An 18,683-nucleotide genomic window follows, 5' to 3' on the forward strand; every position below is an offset into this window, starting at 1 on the left:
AAATTCAATTTTAAGAATACAATCAAAAATTATGTATCCTCCCAAACAAATCAGGATCAGAAACGCGGTGATTTGTGGTGCGGCCAGTCTCCTCTTCTTATCTTTAACCTATTTTACGTGGTAATAAACAACAAAAAAAAACCCGCCATCAATGACGGGTTTTTTTGCAGAAATTTATGTGGCCGGCTGCATCAGGCTTGAACGTTTGATAATGGATTGAGCAACTGGATACATAACACCCATCAGCAATCCGTTTAACACGGTAGCCGGCAGAACAGCTGTAAGGATCAGAGCCATAATCGGTGCAGGAATGCCGACCAGAATAGCGGCAGTGCCAAGAAAGACTATACCTGAAAGAATAGTGCCTGCAGAGGCCAGTAAAGCAGCACCAAGCACTGTTTTGCTGTATTTCGCAGTAAGCAGAACCATACCGTAAAAAACGAATGCAGATACCGGCTTATCGATCAGGTTAGGCAAAAAGCCTGCTGGAAAAGTGGTGGTTAATCCCGAAAGCAGTCCAGTTGCAATCCCCAGTAAAAGCACATTTTTAACGCCTGGGAAAAGCAGAATTCCTAGGAACATCATCAGTAATGACATATCCGGTTTCATACTTAGTGTTCCAGGCAGCAGCAAATGCAGCGTTGCACCAATTCCCACAAATAATGATAATGCGACTAATGTTCTTGTGTTCATTTCTCATCTCTCCTCGACTCATCTCTTTCTTTTCCCGGCATGTCCTCGTGACTGCTGGCGAAAAGTACATTTATTATAGCATATTTTAAAATGATGTCAGGTCATTTGATTATTTATTAATAGCACTGGCAAGCTGTGCTGCAAGGGCTTTTAACTCGTCTGCAGTATAATCTTCTGTATGAGTTTGCCAACCTGGCTTAAAACCATCTTCCTCTCCATGTCTTGGCAAAATGTGCAGATGAAAATGGAATACGGATTGGCCGGCATATTCTCCATTATTATTCAATAAGTTAATTCCTTTAATATCAAAGCTTTGTTTAAGGGCATTTGTAATTTCAGGTACAACTGAAAACAGTTTCCCGGCAATTTCCGGTGTCATTTCGTGGATGTCTTTTTTATGTGATTTAGGAATGACCAGCGTATGGCCTTTTGTAACTTGGCTGATATCCAGAAATGCATAGACATCTTCATCCTCATAAACTTTAGAAGAGGGAATTTCTCCGTCAATTATTTTGCAGAAAATACAGTCACTCATTGTTTCAACCCTTTCTTTAGTATAATGGTTTTATTCTATCATAAGGATGGCCAGCTGGCAGAATCAAGCACACGAAGTTTTCTGCTGCGCGCGGCCCGGAAAAATCTGCTACAATAGCCGTAATAAGACGTGGAGGGGAAGAACAGGATGGCACTTCTTGAAATTAAAGACCTTGTTGGCGGGTATACGCGAAAGCCTGTATTAAATAATATAAATTTCTCAATGGACCAACAGCAGATCGTAGGATTGATCGGTTTAAATGGTGCAGGGAAAAGTACGACCATTAAACATATTATCGGCCTTATGGAGCCGCATTCTGGATCCATTTCTATAAATGGGCTGCAATTAAAGGACCAGCCTGATCAATACAGAAAGAAATTTTCCTATATTCCTGAAGCTCCTATTTTGTACGATGAATTAACGTTAGAGGAACATTTGAAATTAACCGCAATGGCTTACGGAATAGAAGAGGGAGTCTATGAAAAGCGGATTCCCGGATTACTGGAGAAATTCCGCATGAATGGAAAAATGAAATGGTTTCCAGCTCATTTTTCTAAGGGCATGAAGCAGAAAGTAATGATTATGTGTGCATTTTTAACGAATCCAAGTCTGTATATTATTGATGAGCCTTTTGTAGGTCTTGATCCACTAGCAATCCAGTCGCTTCTTGATTTAATGGAAGAAATGAAAAAAGGAGGGGCGAGCATCTTAATGTCTACTCACATTCTCGCCACAGCAGAACGGTATTGCGATTCGTTTATTATTCTGCATGATGGAGAAGTCAGAGCGCAGGGGACGCTGCAGGATTTGCGCCAGGAGTTTTCGATGCCGGGAGCTACATTAGACGATATCTATATACAGCTGACAAAGGAAGATTCACATGAAACACGTTCATGAACTATGGGCGAGCCGCCTTCAGGATTATAACCGTGAGCTTCAAAAATATTTAAAATACATATTTAACGGGCACTTAATGTTTGTGCTGATTTTTGCGGTAGGAGGCGGGGGCTACGCCTACAGCAATTGGGTGGAAACACTTAGTGATGATTTTAACGCAGCCGCTGTCATGGCCGTTCTGCTTGGTGTCATTGTCACCATGAGTCCGATCTATACGTATTTAAAGGAACCGGATAAAGTATATTTGACGCCTTTGGAAGGCCAAATGAAACGGTATTTTCTCAGTGCAGTAGTCAGCAGCTTTTTCTTTCAATCCTACATCATCATTGTCGCTTTGGCTGCTTCAATGCCAATGTACGTTAAGGTTTATGGTGTAGAGTTTTCCGTTTTCTTTCTCCTGCTTTTGCTTGTACTGGCTTTAAAAGCATGGAATCTTTTTATGCGCTGGACCATCCTGCGCTATCAGGAGCCATCTGCCCACAGAATAGATCTGCTTGTGCGCCTGATCCTGAATTGTTTATTTCTATGGACTGTTTTTGCTCAGTTTTCTGCATGGGTGCCAATTGTGATGGCTGTTATACTGGCTGCTTATCTTACAGCCTTTAGAAAATTAACAATGGGAAAATCACTAAAGTGGGAACTGCTCATTGATTTGGAGCATGAGCGGCTGCACCGTTTTTATCGTTTTGCAAATTTATTTACAGATGTGCCTCATTTGAAAGGACAAGCGAAAAGAAGAAAGTGGCTCGATCCTTTTCTTGCGCGTTCTCCTTTTGGTGCGAAGCATACGTACCGCTATTTATTCGTTCGAACGTTCCTCCGGTCAGATGAATATTTTGGCTTGTGGATCCGCTTATCCATCATCGCGTCTGTGATCATCGCGGGTTCTGACGTTATATGGATAAAGATTGCAACGGCCGTTTTATTCTTGTATTTAACCGGTTTTCAGCTTATTCCCATGCTGAAAAAACACGAACTCAAGATTTGGCCGGACCTTTATCCGCTGCCGGGAGGCTATCGAAACGAGTCATTTAAAGGTGTTTTATCAACTGTTATTATTGTACAGGGAATATTGTTTATTTTAATTAGCGCCTGGGGCGGACAATGGTTTGATGCCTGTACGGTTGCTCTTGCCTTCCTGCTGTTTTACGCAGTGTTTATGTATATGTATGTTCCAAACCAAATTAAAAAGTGGTATACACCATCAAATTAAATCAAAACGCCAGTAATCCGCATGCGGATTCACTGGCGTTTTTTTCTTATTAACCTCTAGTTAAGATTGTGCGTTGATCGCTGCAGCACCTAGTGTTTTTGCTGCAATCAGCATAGCTTTTTCATTAAAATCAAATTTCGGGTGATGGTGGGGATAAGGATTTTTAACATGATCAGGCTGTGCACCTGTAAAGAAGAATGCACCTTTTCGTTCCTCAAGATAATAGGCAAAGTCTTCACCGCCCATTTGCGGCTCGGTTTCTTCGATTACAGTGACCTCCGGAACAAGCTTGGCCTGTTCAATAATATGATCGGTTTCTTCTGCATGGTTCACAACAGCAGGATAGCCTCTGAAGTAATCATATTGGTACTCACAATTCGCAGACAAACACGTTCCTTTTACAACCCGTTCAATTTCCTGCTCGATTTGTGTGCGGACCTCTGGATTGAATGTGCGGACGGTGCCGATCAATTTGGCTGAGTCTGCAATAACATTAAAGGCATTGTCAGAGACAAATGAACCGACCGTGACGACTGCAGAATCAATCGGATTGACTCTTCTGCTGACAATTTGCTGCAAGTTGCTTACAAGCTGGGAACCGACTACAATGGCATCTTTTGTTTTATGCGGCTGCGCACCGTGCCCTCCGGCTCCTTGAACGGTAATTTCAAAGCGGTCGGCAGCAGCCATCATAGGCCCGGTGCGGTATTGGATTTTGCCCAGGGGTTCTATCGCCCACAAATGTGTCCCGAATACCACATCGACTCCATCAAGGCAGCCATCCTCAATCATAGGTTTTGCTCCGCCCGGGGCATACTCTTCAGCATGCTGGTGAATAAATACGTAAGACCCTGCTAAATCATCCTTTATCTCATATATGGCTTTTGCCAGGTGGAGCAGGGTGGAGGTATGGCCATCGTGACCGCATGCGTGCATTTTGCCGGGAACCTTCGATTTATACTCAACTTCCTTTTCATCCTGGATAGGAAGAGCATCAAAGTCAGCCCGCAGTGCGACCGTTTTTCCAGGTTTCTTTCCGTCAATTTTTGCTGTCACACCATTTCCTCCAACACCGGTGCGAACCTCCACTCCCAACTCTTTATAAAAATTTGCAATGTAAGAGGCCGTCTCTTTTTCTTCGAATGAAAGTTCAGGATGTTGATGTAAAAAGCGTCTGATCTCAACCATACTGGAATAATATGAATCAAGTTTTGAATACAGAGTTTGAATGGTCACGGTAACTCTCCTTTCGTATAACGAAATAATCATCTTGTACGTTTGCAAGTATATCATTTTCAAATAATTTTGACATCCTTTAGCAGAGAAATCGACTGTTTCGCTCATCGATCCATATAAGATCAGAGAGTCTATGGCCCAGTCTTATTGCGGTGGTTGTAGTTATATGCTCCACTCCCAAATACTGATTACCCTCGACAGCTGGTGAAACCTGCAGTGCCCCCATAGTAAACCCCTTATAAAATGGAAGAACAAGGAACGTTTTAAACAAACTGGTATTAAGCGAGAGAAACGCAGGCGGCGATTTATGCAAAACGCAATGATTAAAAAAAACAGGGCGCCCGCAATAGAAGTGGGTACCCTGTTTTTTTGTTTGTGGAAAGGAAGATAATTATTCCTCGGATTTCCCCCGATACTTCGTAACAAATGAGGCCCGTGGGAAAATCGTCTTCTGGTGATCGAGGCCCTGATCCGTTCCCCGTTTTTCGTGTGCTTTATTGTAAGCCTGGGAGCTTTGCCAGTTTTTAAAAGAATCCTCGCTGTCCCACTGAGTCAGCACTACATAAATGTCAGAGTTTAAAGGACGAAGAACACGAATCGCGATAAAGCCCGGCTCCTGGTCAATTAAGCCTGCCCGGCTTTTGAAACGGTGTTCAAACACGGGACGCCCCTCTTCTGAAACAGGAATATTATTAAATACGAAAAAGCCTTCCTGTGTCAGTGCGCCGGATTGTTCAAACACTCCATAACTTCTCGGCTCATTAAATAATGTTTTTCCTTCCGTTTCATGGATAAGCAATGCAGTATCCTCCCCATGAAGAAGAACCAGTGTTTCATCCGGGTGTTTTTCCATTGTCTTATGTAAAAAATCCTCTGTTCCAAAAGTCATAAAAATGTTCACAAAATCCCTCCTATTCTTACTTCATATTTACCCATAAGCGTATCTATTAATCCAGTATTGTGCCTTGGCCAGGAATAAAAAGAGTCGATTTTATGACATTTTATTTTGTTTGCTATACAGTACATGTTAATAGGGCTATAGTGGGAATTAAGCAGAAAGAATGATCGGAAGCCCGGAGAAATCTTCACGGGTTGTTTGATTACATCAAGATACAGAACTGAAGGGTGGATGTTTAAATCAATGAAACCATTTAATGATACATTTTTGCGTGCAGCACGAGGAGAAGAGGTGTCCCATACACCAGTTTGGTATATGCGGCAAGCTGGCCGTTCTCAGCCTGAATATCGCGCGATTAAAGAAAAATACTCCCTTTTTGAAATTACCCATCAGCCGGAGCTTTGTGCGTACGTCACTCGGCTCCCTGTTGAAAATTATAATGTAGATGCTGCAGTGCTTTATAAAGATATTATGACCCCGCTGCCTGCCATCGGAGTCGATGTTGAAATTAAATCGGGTATTGGTCCCGTAATAGACAACCCAATTCGTACCGTTCAGGATGTTGAGAACCTCGGCATGATTGAACCGGAAAGCGATATACCATATGTTCTTGATACAATTAAGCTTTTAACAAAAGAGCAGCTGTCAGTTCCTTTAATTGGATTTGGCGGCGCCCCTTTTACGCTGGCCAGTTACATGATTGAAGGCGGACCTTCTAAAAATTATCACAAAACGAAAGCCTTCATGTATCAGGAACCAAAAGCTTGGTTCAAACTGATGGATAAGCTTGCAGAGATGACCATTCGGTATACGAAAGCGCAAATTAAAGCAGGAGCGGGAACGATACAAATCTTTGATTCCTGGGTAGGCACAATGAATGTAGAGGACTACCGCACGTATATTAAGCCTGCAATGGAAAAGATCTTTACGGCTCTTCGCACTGAAGGCGTGCCGCTTATTATGCATGGTGTTGGTGCTGCACATTTAGCGAAGGAATGGCATGATCTTCCACTGGATGTGGTAGGACTGGACTGGAGATTGTCGATTGAGGAAGCGCGTGAAAAAGGATTGACTAAAACCGTTCAGGGAAATTTAGACCCTTCACTTCTTTTATGCGACTGGCCGATTATTGAAGAAAAAGTAAAGCCCATTCTCGATCAGGGGTTAAAGCAGCCAGGCCACATATTTAATCTCGGTCATGGAGTATTTCCGGAGGTTAAACCGGATACATTAAAACGCTTAACTTCCTTTGTGCACGAATATACAGCAAAATAAACACATTGTGTGAGCTTTTATATTGGAACATAGGTAACGAACATGTTAAATAAAAGGTTGATATTACTACTTCATGAGGTGAGAAAATGAAAAAGAAAATGGGATTATTGGTCATGGCGTATGGTACGCCTTATTCTGAAGAAGATCTGGAACGCTATTACACACACATCCGCCGCGGCCGAAAGCCATCTCCAGAGCTTCTTGAGGACTTGCGCTCACGCTACGAAGCAATTGGGGGCATTTCTCCATTAGCCAGAATTACGCAGGAACAGGCAGAAGCCCTCACTGCGCGTTTAAATGAACGGCAGGAAGACATTGAATTTGTGATGTATTTGGGACTAAAGCATATTGAACCATTTGTAGAAGATGCCGTTGAACAAATGAACAAAGATGGAATAGAAGAAGCTATATCTATAGTGCTGGCTCCTCATTTTTCCACATACAGCGTAAAATCCTACAATGGAAGAGCTAAAGAAGCTGCAGAAAAAGCTGGCGGACCGGTAATTACATCTGTTGAAAGCTGGTATGATGAACCGAAGTTTATTCAATACTGGTCTGAAAAAGTTCAATCTGTCTTTGGTCAAATGAGCGATGCTGAAAAAGAAAAAGCGGTCCTGATTGTGTCTGCCCACAGCCTTCCGGAAAAAATCCTGGCAGGAGGCGACCCTTACCCTGATCAATTGAAAGAGACAGCGCGGTTAATAGCGGAACAGGCTAAGGTTGAAAATGTAGAAATTGGTTGGCAAAGTGAAGGAAACACACCTGATCCCTGGATTGGTCCGGATGTACAGGACTTAACCCGTACCCTTCATAATGAAAAAGGGTACACAAGCTTTGTGTATACACCTGTTGGTTTTGTTTCGGATCATTTGGAAGTGCTATATGATAATGATTATGAGTGCAAGGTTGTAACCGATGAAATTGGTGCGAAATATTACCGGCCGGAAATGCCGAATACCCAGCCTTTGTTTATCGATGCAATGGCTGACAAAATAGCAGCTCTAATCAAATAAAGTAACATAAATCAGAAACAGAAAGTGATGAGTAGTGTGTCTTCAGTAAAGAAAAAAGTTGTCATTATAGGCGGGGGCATTACCGGCCTTACTGCAGCGTATAAACTGGATAAGGAAAGTAAGCGCCGCGGATTGGGCCTGGAAATCACTTTGATTGAATCTAGTCATCGTCTTGGCGGAAAAATTCATACCGTTCATAAAGACGGCTTTGTTATTGAAAAGGGGCCGGATTCATTTTTAGAGCGTAAAAAAAGTATGTCAAGGCTTATTCAAGATGTAGGCTTGGGAGATCGCCTTGTACCTAATTCAACCGGCCAGGCTTTTATTCTGATGAATGATAAACTGCACCCGATGCCAGGGGGAGCTATTATGGGCATCCCTACGCAGATAAAACCATTTATTACAACGGACCTTGTCTCTATGACAGGTAAGCTGCGGGCAGCAGCTGACTTTGTATTGCCTTGCTCAAAAGGGGCAGGTGATCAGGCGTTGGGCTCATTTTTCAGACGCCGTCTGGGCAATGAAATTGTAGAAAATATGATTGAACCGCTTCTTTCTGGTATTTATGCAGGTGATATTGATCAAATCAGCTTAAAATCTACTTTCCCTCAGTTTTATCAGCTTGAACAGGAGCATAGAAGTTTAATTGCCGGAATAAAAAAAACTGCTCCTTCTCCACAAGTGGATCAAGATGGAAAGAAAAAGAAAAAAAGCATGTTTCTGACGCTCACATCCGGACTTCAATCTTTAGTGGATACACTTGAAGAAAAGCTACAGGATGCGGCGATCCATAAAGGCGTGAAGATAGAGTCCATAGAACACGCTCCATCAGGCAGGTACTCCCTGAAAATGAATAACGGTGAGTATATAGAAGCAGACAGCGTTGTATTTGCTGTGCCGCATCTTGCTGCACACTCTATTTTTCATAAAAAAAATCTTCTTTCACAATTTAAAGATGTACCCGCTACCTCCGTTGCAACGGTTGCGATGGCATTTCCAAAAGCCGCAGTGGCGAATATGCTGGATGGAACGGGCTTTGTGGTTTCTAGAAACAGTGATTATACGATTACTGCCTGTACGTGGACACACAATAAATGGCCGCATACAGTACCGGAAGGAAAAGTATTACTGAGATGCTACGTTGGCAGAGCAGGTGATGAAGCCGTTGTGGACCTGGCGGATGACCAGATCGAAGCAATTGTGCTGAATGATTTAAATAGAATCATGAACCTGGATGCAAAACCGGATTGGACGATTGTCACGCGCTGGATTGATGCAATGCCTCAGTATACAGTAGGACACAGAGAACGACTGGCTGACGTTCGGAATGAAATGCAGCGAACGTTTCCTGGCGTTTACCTGGCAGGCGGTTCCTATGATGGAATCGGGCTTCCTGACTGTATTGATCAGGGAGAAAAGGCAGCGGACAATGTCCTTGACTATCTCGAGCGCTGATTAAACACCTCCTATTAAAGTTCGGGTCAGTTGATCTGTTTTGTTTTACTCTTCATCCGTCAGGAAGGGAAGTAAAGGTTCAAAAATAAAAACCGGGCGTTATCGAATTCTCAATTCAGAGTTCGAATAACGCCCGGTTTTTCTTAATTTTCGGCTAAACAAGTTTAGTGAACTGCAGCCGGGTCATCACCAGCGTATTACTTGAAAATACCAAACGGCTTTCCGATTGGCAGAGTAATTTTGCCGAAATGAGTATTGAGCACAGCCGCAGCTGAACCATAAAAGCTGAATAACGCAATAAGAAGCTCAGCAACAGCCGCCAGCAAATGCATCGCCTCAGGCGCAATTCCTAATGTGGATAGGGAAAGGCCAATAAATAAAAAGTCAATTAGCACAAAGATAAAGAAAAGCACTTTATTTGTTTCCATTGCTCCAACGGTCATAAATAATGAAAAAATTAAATAACCGATGAAGGCAATCCCTAATTGGTTTGGATCTACTGCAGCAGCCGCTGCTTCACCGAAAACTCCATAGTCGATTAACCAGGAGGTCCCCATACCGAGCCAGAACAAGCCGAAGGCGCCAAAGGCCGTTGTGCCGAACGTGTTATTATGCTTTGCGTCCTGGACGCTTGCAAAGAGCTGAGCAAATCCTCCAAGGAATATCGCCCATGGCAAAACAAATGAAAGGCCGTCAGTCCAGCCTAATTTAGCAGAAGAGGCAACGAGCGTCACCATCGCTAAACCGAATAATCCGATAGCAGAAGGATCTGCTGTAGCAATTTGAACTCGCTGTGTTACTTGGTTTTGATTCATTTACGATTAACCCTCCTAAAATACATACTTGATTAATTTACATAATAAATGGAGGGGATGCAATGATAAATAATATGTAAGCGAAATTTTCATTTTTCCCTTTAAAAGTAAGGGTTTTCAGAAGAGAATTTTAATTTATTGTGAGAATTCATACACAAAAAAACACCCTGACTGACTACAACAGATTTAATCTGTTATACAGCAGGATGTTTCGTAATTTGAGTTGTGATTATTGAGAAGCGTTGCATTTTTCACATTTCGTACCATATGCTTCAGCCTGTTCTTCCATTTTTTCTCCACAGGATACGCATTTCTTTGGAGGCAGATTTCTGAAAAATTCCATTACGTTTTCTAGCATGATGATCCTTCCTTTCTTATTAGCTGTTATACAACTAATTTATTATTTTCTATATTGTATTATAACAGTTGGTGATCCGTCAAGGCTATTTCCTCAATAAATTGCCCATTAATGAAAAAATGGTTCAAATGAAGTATAGTATAGAAAGTTAATAGTCTACTATGTTTGGGAGGGAAAGCAGATGAAGGTTACTGTGGTGGGCTTTTGGGGAGGCTATCCTAAAATGAATGAAGCAAGCTCGGGCTATCTTATTGAACAGGATGATTTTCGCATTTTACTGGATTGCGGAAGCGGCGTTCTAAGTCATCTACAGCGATATACAGCACCTGAAGAATTAGATGCTGTTGTCATTACACATTATCATCCTGACCATATTGCAGATGTTGGGGTTTTGCAGCATGCTCTTCTTATTCAGCAATTTCTTCAAAATAAAAACATTCACGTAGATGCTTACGGCCATGGAGAGGATCAAGATGGTCTGGCTTCACTTCATTATAAGAAACTTATGACCGCTCATGCATACATACCAGAAAAAACCTTAACCCTCGGCCCTTTTACTTTGTCTTTTTTAAGGACAGTTCACCCTGTCCCATGCTATGCTGTGAAGGTGAAAAGTAATCATGGTACGATGGTTTTTACAGCAGATTCAGCTTATCAGGAGGAGTTTATTTCTTTTGCTGAAGACGCTGATTTACTCATCTCGGAATGTAATTTTTATAAAGGCATGAACGCAGCAGAAGCGGGTCATATGACGAGCGAGGATGCAGCAGCGATCGCTAATGCGGCTAAAGTTAAAACCCTTTTGCTCAGCCATCTTCCTCACTTTGGCGATTTAAATCAATTGGTCAGTGAAGCAAAGGAAACATACGATGGACAAATTCTGCTTGCTTCATCCGGCCTGACCATTACCTATTCTCAAGGAGGAACTTCAAATGTTATTTATAGATAATAAAGGGATTACGGATCCGCAGGTAAATTTGGCTATAGAAGAATATGCTCTTAAAAACCTGGATATTAATCAGGATTTTTTGCTGTTCTACATTAATGAGCCTTCTATCATTATTGGTAAAAACCAGAATACGATTGAAGAAATAAATACGGATTATGTTGAAAAGAATAATATTCGTGTTGTGCGCCGTCTTTCAGGAGGCGGGGCTGTTTATCATGATTTAGGCAATTTAAACTTCAGCTTTATTACTAAGGACGACGGAGACAGCTTCCATAATTTCAGAAAATTCACCGAGCCTGTAGTCGAAGCTCTTCATCAGATTGGTGTGCCAGCAGAGCTTAAAGGCCGCAACGATTTAGTAGTGGGTGAACGAAAAATTTCCGGCAATGCTCAATTTTCAACTAAGGGCCGTATGTTCAGTCATGGCACGCTTATGTTTGATTCGGAGATTGATCATGTTGTATCAGCCCTAAAAGTGCGTAAAGATAAAATTGAATCAAAGGGCATCAAATCAATACGCAGCCGGGTGGCCAATATCTCTGAATTCATGGAAGAGAAAGTAACGATTGAAGAGTTTAAACAGCTGATTCTGCGCCATATATTTAATGGCAAAGAAAATATTAAAGAATATGTACTGACCGATCAGGACTGGATAAATATCCGTGAGCTGTCGAATGAACGTTATCAGAACTGGGATTGGAATTATGGAAAATCACCTAAGTTCAATCTTCAGCATTCTCACCGGTTTCCGGTAGGGAGCGTAGATGTGCGATTGGATGTAGATAAAGGCAGAATTGAAAATTGCAAGATATATGGAGATTTCTTTGGTGTGGGAGATGTAAGCGACATTGAAAAAAGACTTACTGGTCTCCGCTACGAAAAGCACTTGATTGAAGACGCGTTGAAAGACATTGACTTAAAGCATTACTTTGGAAATATTGAAAGAGAAGAATTTATCGACCTGTTATATTAAATAACAGGCAGATGGCCAGATTAAAACGCGTAAGATCAGTGAATCAGTTAATAGAGGTTGAGACATTTGTCTCAGCCTTTTGTTTTATATGAATTTATGAAAACGCTCTCTTGATAATCTTTTCATAGTTGGCTATAATTAGTTAGAATATTCTCGATTATTTACCGCGTTCTATAAGCAGTAGGTGATCGAAGGGGCAGAGGAGTTTTTTTAACTATAAAAATGAATGACTAATCATTCATAAACTGAACAAAGGGGATGGATCTATGAATTTGTCAGATCGCTTGAGAGAAAATGCTATGCAGCACGGGGATAAAGCAGCATATTATTTCATGGAACAGACTGCCTCTTACGGGGAATTAAATGGAGCAGTTAACAAAATGGCAAATAGTATGGAGGCAATGGGGGTTAAAAAAGGGGATCATATAGGTCTTCTCCTTGGCAACTCTCCTCATTTTATTGTATCCCTTTATGCAGCTCTAAGAATCGGAGCAACGGCAGTACCCATTAATCCTATTTACACGCCGGATGAAATTTCATACATCCTGCGGGATGGTGATGTTAAGGTGGTTGTAGCGTTAGACCTGCTGCTTCCGCTTGTTGAAAAGGCACATGCAGTTCTTCCTGAGATCAGTCATTATGTTATTTGTGAAACGAGCTCGCAGACACAGGAGCAAATTGAGAATCTTGGGGAAGAAATAAAAAGCAAAGTAACATCGTTTACCCACGCCCTTGCCCCGTACCCGCCTGTGTATGAAGGTCCGGAATTAGTGCAGGATGATGTAGCAGTCATTTTGTATACTTCAGGCACTACTGGAAAACCAAAAGGGGCTATGCTGACTCATAGGAATGTATATTCAAATGCAAAAGATACTGCTGAATATCTTTCGATTACAGGTGAAGACAAAGTGATTGCCGCTCTGCCTATGTTTCATGTATTCGCTTTAACAGTAGTGTTAAATGCGCCTCTTATTAATGGAGGTACTATCATCATTGTGCCGAAATTCAGCCCAAAAGACGTATTCGATCTCACGAAAAAATATGAGGCAACCGTTTTTGCAGGGGTACCAACTATGTATAATTTTCTTCTTCAGTATCCGGATGCAGACCCAGCTGATTTTTCGTCCGTGCGCTTATGTATTTCTGGAGGGGCTTCACTGCCGGTTGCACTGCTGCACCAGTTTGAAGAAAAATTCAGTGTCAGGGTTTCCGAAGGCTACGGTTTATCAGAAGCATCGCCCGTTACGTGTTTTAATCCGCTTGATAAAGAGAGAAAAGCAGGATCAATCGGAACGTCGATTACAAATGTGGAGAATAAAATCGTTAATGAATTAGGAGAAGAGCTGCCGCCTGGAGAAGTAGGCGAATTAATTGTGCGCGGTCCAAATGTCATGAAAGGATATTACAAAATGCCTGAAGATACCGGGGCAGCCATACGAGACGGCTGGCTGTTTACAGGGGATTTAGCAAAAAAAGATGAGGAAGGATACTTCTTTATTGTAGACCGCAAAAAAGATATGATCTTAGTAGGCGGTTATAATGTATACCCACGTGAAGTTGAAGAGGTTTTATATTCCCACAAAAATGTAGTTGAAGCGGCAGTTGTGGGAGTTCCTGATCCTGACTATGGAGAAGCTGTGCAATGCTTTGTGGTTAAAAAAGACGCCTCTTTAACAAAGGAAGAATTGCTGGAATTCTGTGGAAAACAGCTGGCTAAATACAAACTTCCTACAGTAGTAGAATTTATTGAAGAATTACCTAAGAATACAACAGGGAAAATTCTACGAAGAGCTTTGCGTGATCAAGTAAAGCAGGGCTAAAAAAACTATCTTTAATGAAACGAGCTTGAGACACGTGTCTCAAGCTCGTTGACCAGTTCGCTGTGCTTCTGGCGGACCTTTCCGCAGGGAACTGGTGCTTGAGCCTTTCAGAGCCTTGCTCTGTAAAGTCTCAAGCACCCATCATATCCTGCTGTCGCCACCTTCCCCTTCGCTCTCCAATTACTATTAATAAGTGTATCCTCATTTTTGAACTTTTTTGAGTTTTATCCTAACCTCATTATGCCTCGTCATGAACGTTTTTCTTCATCCAGTTCTTTTTTAATTCTTCGGGAAAGCACCATATAGCGCCACGATCCGGCTAAAACCAATACGCCGGTTCCGCTTGCAATAATCCATTCTGAAAACCAAACCGCTCCGTGAAGACCCACAAAAGGGATAGCCGTTATAAAGGCAATATCTTTTCGCTGTGTAATCCAGTTATTCAGTAATTGTTCCTGTTTATGTTTGTTTTGCACCATTCTGCGGTATCTTTTTGGTTCTTCTAACGTTTCCTGCAGTTTGTAAGGAGTGCTTAATAAAGGCTGGAAGTAGCGCTGAGCCGTTTTAAGCAGCTCTTTTGATGAATCTTTTTCTTCATTTCTTCCAGTCACCCATCCAAGAACAGTTGGGCGGGCCATTTCAATAAAATCGGCATCAGGATAAATACTGTAGATGACACCGGTAAATGTTGAAATTGCTCTTCCGAAAAAAGCAAACTCGCTTGGCAGCTGAATAGGCTGAGACCTTACAATTTCCTGAATATCTTCGAGTAATCGATCCATTAAAAAGCTGTCTCCATCCTGCCATTCATTGCTTTTATAAAGTCTTACTACACGCTCAATTACTTCCGTTAAGATTTCCTTGTCCGCATGCGGCAGTAAAAAGCGCAGCGATTCCAATGCCTGAATGACATCGTCATACCGCTCAAAGATAATCCCCTCTACTGCAAGCTGGACAGCCTGTGCATCTTTATTTCGAATCAATCCTACCATTCCAAAATCAATTAATACGATCGTTCCATCTTTTTTAATTAAGATATTGCCGCTGTGAGGGTCTGCATGAAAAAGCCCTTCATTTAATAGCTGCTCAATAAAAAGCTGAAGGAGGCGGTCAGCCAAATCAGAGCGGTCGATCTGGGCTTCCTGTAAAAAGTTCTGATCATTAATTTTTGCGCCTTCAATCCATTCCATAACCAGCACCCGGCGAGTAGTAAAGTCGGTATAATAAAACGGTATACTGATGCCGGGCTGATGATTGAACCGCTCTCTGAACGTTTCGCCATTTTGCAGCTCCTGACGAAAGTTAAGCTCTTCTCCTATGACGGTTGTCATTTCCCTGTATAAGGCATTTAAATCAATTTGCTTGCCAAATGAGGTAAACTTTTGAGCCAGCCAGCTGACGATTTTCACTGCCTTAAAATCTGTACGTATAATCGTTTCAATCCCCGGTCTTTGTACCTTTACCGCGACAGTGTCACCGTTATGGAGCGTTGCTTTGTAGACGTCTCCAATAGAAGCAGATGCCACAGGAACATCAGATATCGACTTAACAATACTTGAAGTATCCGTGTTCCATTCACTTTCCATCACTCTTTTTGCTTTTTCCCATGGCACAGGCGGAACCCGGTCTGTTAGTCCATCCAGCTCATTAATAAAGGATTTTGGCATTATATCTGCCCTCGTTGATAAGAATTGCCCAAGCTTTATCATGAGCCCTTCAAGCTTTAAAGCAAGCTTTTTGTATTCTCTTGCCTGTCTTCCGGTTAAACGTGACCATTTTTCTTCTACATTCGAGTTCCAGCTGCCTTTATATCTTTTTTGAAACCAATAAATTTGAAGGAAAAACTTAGTAGACATCCAGACAATTTTATAAATACGGTATATGGCAAGGTTTTTCGTGTTAAACACCCCTAGCTGTCTATTTATGTGTTTTTTCTTGATGCGTATAAAATAATTACCACTCTTTCAATTAACTTAAACGAATGGTCATGTGCAACAGAGAGGAAGAGGTGATACAATTTAAAAATGTAAGGGTTTACACTCTGGTTGATTAAGGGAGAGGTCATACATATGAAAACCATTTTACTAGAACAAAAAAAACATCTGGCGGTTGTCACACTAAACCGTCCGGAAGCTATGAATGCATTTAACTGGGACATGCTGGCTGACCTGGAGGAGACAGTGGAATCAATTAAACTGAATCCTGAAATTCGTACAGTTATTTTTACAGGAGGGGGTCAAAAAGCATTTAGTGTAGGGGCTGATTTAAAAGAAAGAAAAACCTTGAACGAACAGCAGGTAAGAAGAAATGTATACAAAATTGGAGAAGTATTTAATGCAGTCGATTCTCTTCCGCAGCCGACCATTGCGGCAATGAATGGTCACGCATTCGGCGGGGGAATGGAGCTTGCTTTAGCATGTGATTTTAGAATTGCACAAGAAAATGCTTTAATGGGCCTTACAGAAACGAGTCTGGCTATTATTCCAGGAGCAGGGGGGACACAGCGTCTGCCGCGGTTAGTCGGGGAGTCTAAAGCACTTGAGCTTATTTTAACTGCAAAACGTTTAACAGCTCAAGAGGCTTTGCAGGCGGGCCTTGTTACAAAAACAGCAGCGGGAGAGTTATTTTGGGATGAAGTAATGAATCTGGCTGAGGCCATTCTCGCAAATGGACCGGTCGCTTTAATTCAGGCGAAATATGCGGTAAAAACCGGCATGAAAGCGGATCTTCAAACAGGTCTTCAAATCGAGCGTAAAGCTTATGAACTAACAATCCCGACGAAGGATAGAATGGAAGCACTGCTCGCATTCAGTGAAAAAAGAAAGCCGAATTTTCTAGGAGAATAGCACAAGGGGTTCAAGGAAGTTTTCTACTTTCGATAGGGGTGCTTATTATAGAGAAAATTTTTATTTAACTTCCTCATTTATCGTATTTTTTAGTCGAAAGGCTGGTGTTCGGAGGTCCTGACATTACAAAAAATTTTAAAGGAAGGATCTATTATTTCTATGAGGGGAGTAAAGCGGCGCGGACTTCTGCGAAAAGCGTCCGCCTGCAGCCAAGTGAACCGGCAAAAGAGCCTGAGACGGTGTCTCAGGCTCTCGTTTTCTATTGATAATTTACAATTGCGGGGCTTGGTTCGAGTTTAACCACTTCTTCGGGCGTCATGACAGGTTCGTCTTTATCGTAAAAAACCTTAAAACCTCCATATTGGAAAGGATCATCACGAACATACTTTTTATAGAGCGACATTTTATCGGTTGAATTTCCCCAACCGTCAAAATTAAGTGCAACTTCGACGTTTTCGGTTGGCTGAATGGCATCTTTATTTGTCAGCACATGCTCCGTGAACTGGTGAACGAGTAAGAACTTATCAGGCAGATTGTTTTCCTCAGTCAGCTTGGACAGGTATTTAACGGCTTCTTGAACTTCCTGGCCGTTAACCTGTCCGAGGTCTTCACCAGGTACTTCGCCTTCACCCACCTGGAATTCCGTATCGATCGCCAGATGAACATGTGGATGTTTAAGCCATTTTTCAATGCTCTTTACCTGGTTCATTACGGTATCTGTTCCGAGTTGGATATCAAGAAGGACAATCGCATCGTGCTTCTCTGCCAGATTTACATACTCCTCGATTCTGTCATCAGGAAGCTGGCTGACGTACGTTCCATTGGGACCTGGATCACGCTGAGCCATCGTCGTTATCAGTTCAATAGTTGGAATCGCCGGCCTGTCCGGATCTGCATCCGAGTAAGCCTGGGTCTGTTCTTTCAGCTTCTTCATAAACTCCTCTGGCTCAAGTGTCCCGAGAATTCCCATGTTTTCAGATTGAGGCGTGCCATAGTAAGCAACGAGCCGGTGATCCTTCAGCGGTCCGTCTGTCTGATCCTCTATATCCTTCGCAAGTGTTTCACCAGCTGGAATTGAACGGGCAGGGTCGCCGCCAAGCGCCATCTGCTGCTCCGGCATATTATTTTGCTCTTCTTGGGATAAACTTTCACTTAAGGGAACAGCTTCTTCAGAGGGTGCTAAGGCCTGGTAAGGTGCCTCGGGCTCCTTCTTCTCCTCAGGCTGTGTTTCCTCTTCTTTTTCCGGTGCTTCTTCTGCTTCCTCTTCGGAACTCTGTGGAGTGCATGCTCCTAAAAGCAGTATAACTAAAAGCGCTGCGAACAGCTGCGTGTTTTTCTTCGTCATGTTTTCCACTCCCTTTTAAATGAAAAGATTGGTATACAGGGACAAGCTAGAAGTAATCCTAACACAATTTTCTCCAGGTTAGACAGTTGTAATCAGATTGAAACGGAAACATAATGGCTTTAAATTATTTAATATAATGAATCTGAACCTGCTATTCAAAACTTTTTTTACTATTTATAATAAGGTAAGAGACTCAAAAAACCCACTCTCTATCATTTCTTTAAATTGCCGATTGACTGCAAATGACTATATAATTTAATCCGTCATCTGAGCTGAGGCTGGGGCAGTTTATGATTTTTTCGCTCCATCCATTGTTTGTTCCTGCACGTATTTATATACTATAGTAATCAATCTTAGGAACG

General features: G+C 42.0%; 17 protein-coding genes. 9 read left to right on the top strand and 8 right to left on the bottom strand.

The features are described from left to right. Nucleotides 1-174 precede the first annotated feature (174 nt). Nucleotides 175-693 (bottom strand): tryptophan transporter, encoded by a 519-nt coding sequence (locus P6709_RS16870; RefSeq protein WP_278242101.1) that lies wholly within the window; start codon nucleotides 691-693, stop codon nucleotides 175-177. A 109-nt stretch (nucleotides 694-802) separates the two neighbouring features. Beyond that, complete coding sequence (locus P6709_RS16875; RefSeq protein WP_278242102.1) at nucleotides 803-1,228, bottom strand: HIT family protein; 426 nt, start codon at nucleotides 1,226-1,228, stop codon at nucleotides 803-805. A gap of 147 nt (nucleotides 1,229-1,375) precedes the next feature. Here P6709_RS16875 and P6709_RS16880 point away from each other — a divergent pair, with 147 nt between their 5' ends. Further along, nucleotides 1,376-2,125, top strand: a complete 750-nt coding sequence (locus P6709_RS16880) for an ABC transporter ATP-binding protein (protein ID WP_278242103.1) — start codon at nucleotides 1,376-1,378, stop codon at nucleotides 2,123-2,125. Next, nucleotides 2,109-3,338 carry an ABC transporter permease gene (locus tag P6709_RS16885; protein WP_278242104.1) on the top strand — a complete coding sequence of 410 codons (1,230 nt, stop codon included), beginning with the start codon at nucleotides 2,109-2,111 and terminating at the stop codon, nucleotides 3,336-3,338. The genes P6709_RS16880 and P6709_RS16885 overlap by 17 nt, the downstream gene beginning before the upstream one ends. Before the next feature lie 60 nt (nucleotides 3,339-3,398). Here P6709_RS16885 and P6709_RS16890 read toward each other — a convergent pair whose 3' ends face one another. Then, nucleotides 3,399-4,526, bottom strand: coding sequence for a M20 family metallopeptidase (locus P6709_RS16890; protein ID WP_442905365.1), 1,128 nt, complete (start codon nucleotides 4,524-4,526; stop codon nucleotides 3,399-3,401). Nucleotides 4,527-4,965: 439 nt separating this feature from the next. Beyond that, nucleotides 4,966-5,475 carry an antibiotic biosynthesis monooxygenase family protein gene (locus P6709_RS16895; protein WP_278242105.1) on the bottom strand — a complete coding sequence of 170 codons (510 nt, stop codon included), beginning with the start codon at nucleotides 5,473-5,475 and terminating at the stop codon, nucleotides 4,966-4,968. Nucleotides 5,476-5,715: 240 nt separating this feature from the next. Between P6709_RS16895 and hemE the strand changes: the two genes are divergently transcribed. The 3 genes from hemE to hemY all read left to right on the top strand — a co-directional run bounded on the left by hemE (nucleotide 5,716) and on the right by hemY (nucleotide 9,215). Beyond that, nucleotides 5,716-6,747 carry a uroporphyrinogen decarboxylase gene (gene hemE / locus P6709_RS16900; RefSeq protein ID WP_278242106.1) on the top strand — a complete coding sequence of 344 codons (1,032 nt, stop codon included), beginning with the start codon at nucleotides 5,716-5,718 and terminating at the stop codon, nucleotides 6,745-6,747. Between the two features lie 86 nt (nucleotides 6,748-6,833). Beyond that, nucleotides 6,834-7,760: a ferrochelatase gene (gene hemH, locus P6709_RS16905; RefSeq protein ID WP_278242107.1), complete on the top strand. Its 927-nt coding sequence runs from the start codon at nucleotides 6,834-6,836 to the stop codon at nucleotides 7,758-7,760. 36 nt (nucleotides 7,761-7,796) lie between these two features. After that, nucleotides 7,797-9,215 carry a protoporphyrinogen oxidase gene (hemY, locus tag P6709_RS16910; protein WP_278242108.1) on the top strand — a complete coding sequence of 473 codons (1,419 nt, stop codon included), beginning with the start codon at nucleotides 7,797-7,799 and terminating at the stop codon, nucleotides 9,213-9,215. 197 nt (nucleotides 9,216-9,412) lie between these two features. Here the strand turns inward: hemY and P6709_RS16915 are convergent, their stop codons facing one another. Continuing rightward, the gene (locus P6709_RS16915) at nucleotides 9,413-10,030 is read right to left on the bottom strand and encodes an acetate uptake transporter (protein ID WP_278242109.1); all 618 of its coding nucleotides are present in this window, start codon (nucleotides 10,028-10,030) and stop codon (nucleotides 9,413-9,415) included. A 229-nt stretch (nucleotides 10,031-10,259) separates the two neighbouring features. Next, nucleotides 10,260-10,388, bottom strand: a complete 129-nt coding sequence (gene yhfH / locus P6709_RS16920; RefSeq protein WP_278242110.1) for a protein YhfH — start codon at nucleotides 10,386-10,388, stop codon at nucleotides 10,260-10,262. Nucleotides 10,389-10,569: 181 nt separating this feature from the next. Here yhfH and P6709_RS16925 point away from each other — a divergent pair, with 181 nt between their 5' ends. The 3 genes from P6709_RS16925 to P6709_RS16935 all read left to right on the top strand — a co-directional run bounded on the left by P6709_RS16925 (nucleotide 10,570) and on the right by P6709_RS16935 (nucleotide 14,130). Beyond that, nucleotides 10,570-11,337 (top strand): MBL fold metallo-hydrolase, encoded by a 768-nt coding sequence (locus tag P6709_RS16925; protein ID WP_278242111.1) that lies wholly within the window; start codon nucleotides 10,570-10,572, stop codon nucleotides 11,335-11,337. Continuing rightward, a complete protein-coding gene (locus P6709_RS16930) occupies nucleotides 11,321-12,310 on the top strand; it encodes a lipoate--protein ligase (RefSeq protein ID WP_278242112.1) in 990 nt (329 codons plus the stop codon). The genes P6709_RS16925 and P6709_RS16930 overlap by 17 nt, the downstream gene beginning before the upstream one ends. A gap of 266 nt (nucleotides 12,311-12,576) precedes the next feature. After that, entirely contained in the window at nucleotides 12,577-14,130 is a 1,554-nt protein-coding gene (locus tag P6709_RS16935; protein WP_278242113.1) for a fatty acid--CoA ligase family protein, read from the top strand. A gap of 248 nt (nucleotides 14,131-14,378) precedes the next feature. Here the strand turns inward: P6709_RS16935 and P6709_RS16940 are convergent, their stop codons facing one another. Continuing rightward, complete coding sequence (locus P6709_RS16940; RefSeq protein ID WP_278242114.1) at nucleotides 14,379-16,037, bottom strand: ABC1 kinase family protein; 1,659 nt, start codon at nucleotides 16,035-16,037, stop codon at nucleotides 14,379-14,381. Between the two features lie 162 nt (nucleotides 16,038-16,199). On the opposite strand from P6709_RS16940, the gene P6709_RS16945 reads away from it, so the two are divergent. Beyond that, nucleotides 16,200-16,976, top strand: coding sequence for an enoyl-CoA hydratase-related protein (locus P6709_RS16945; RefSeq protein ID WP_278242115.1), 777 nt, complete (start codon nucleotides 16,200-16,202; stop codon nucleotides 16,974-16,976). A gap of 259 nt (nucleotides 16,977-17,235) precedes the next feature. Here P6709_RS16945 and P6709_RS16950 read toward each other — a convergent pair whose 3' ends face one another. Continuing rightward, nucleotides 17,236-18,321 (bottom strand): hypothetical protein, encoded by a 1,086-nt coding sequence (locus P6709_RS16950; RefSeq protein WP_278242116.1) that lies wholly within the window; start codon nucleotides 18,319-18,321, stop codon nucleotides 17,236-17,238. Nucleotides 18,322-18,683 lie beyond the last annotated feature (362 nt).

The sequence above is a fragment of the Jeotgalibacillus sp. ET6 genome (assembly GCF_029667115.1).
In the GTDB taxonomy this organism is placed as follows: Bacteria; Bacillota; Bacilli; order Bacillales; family Jeotgalibacillaceae; genus Jeotgalibacillus.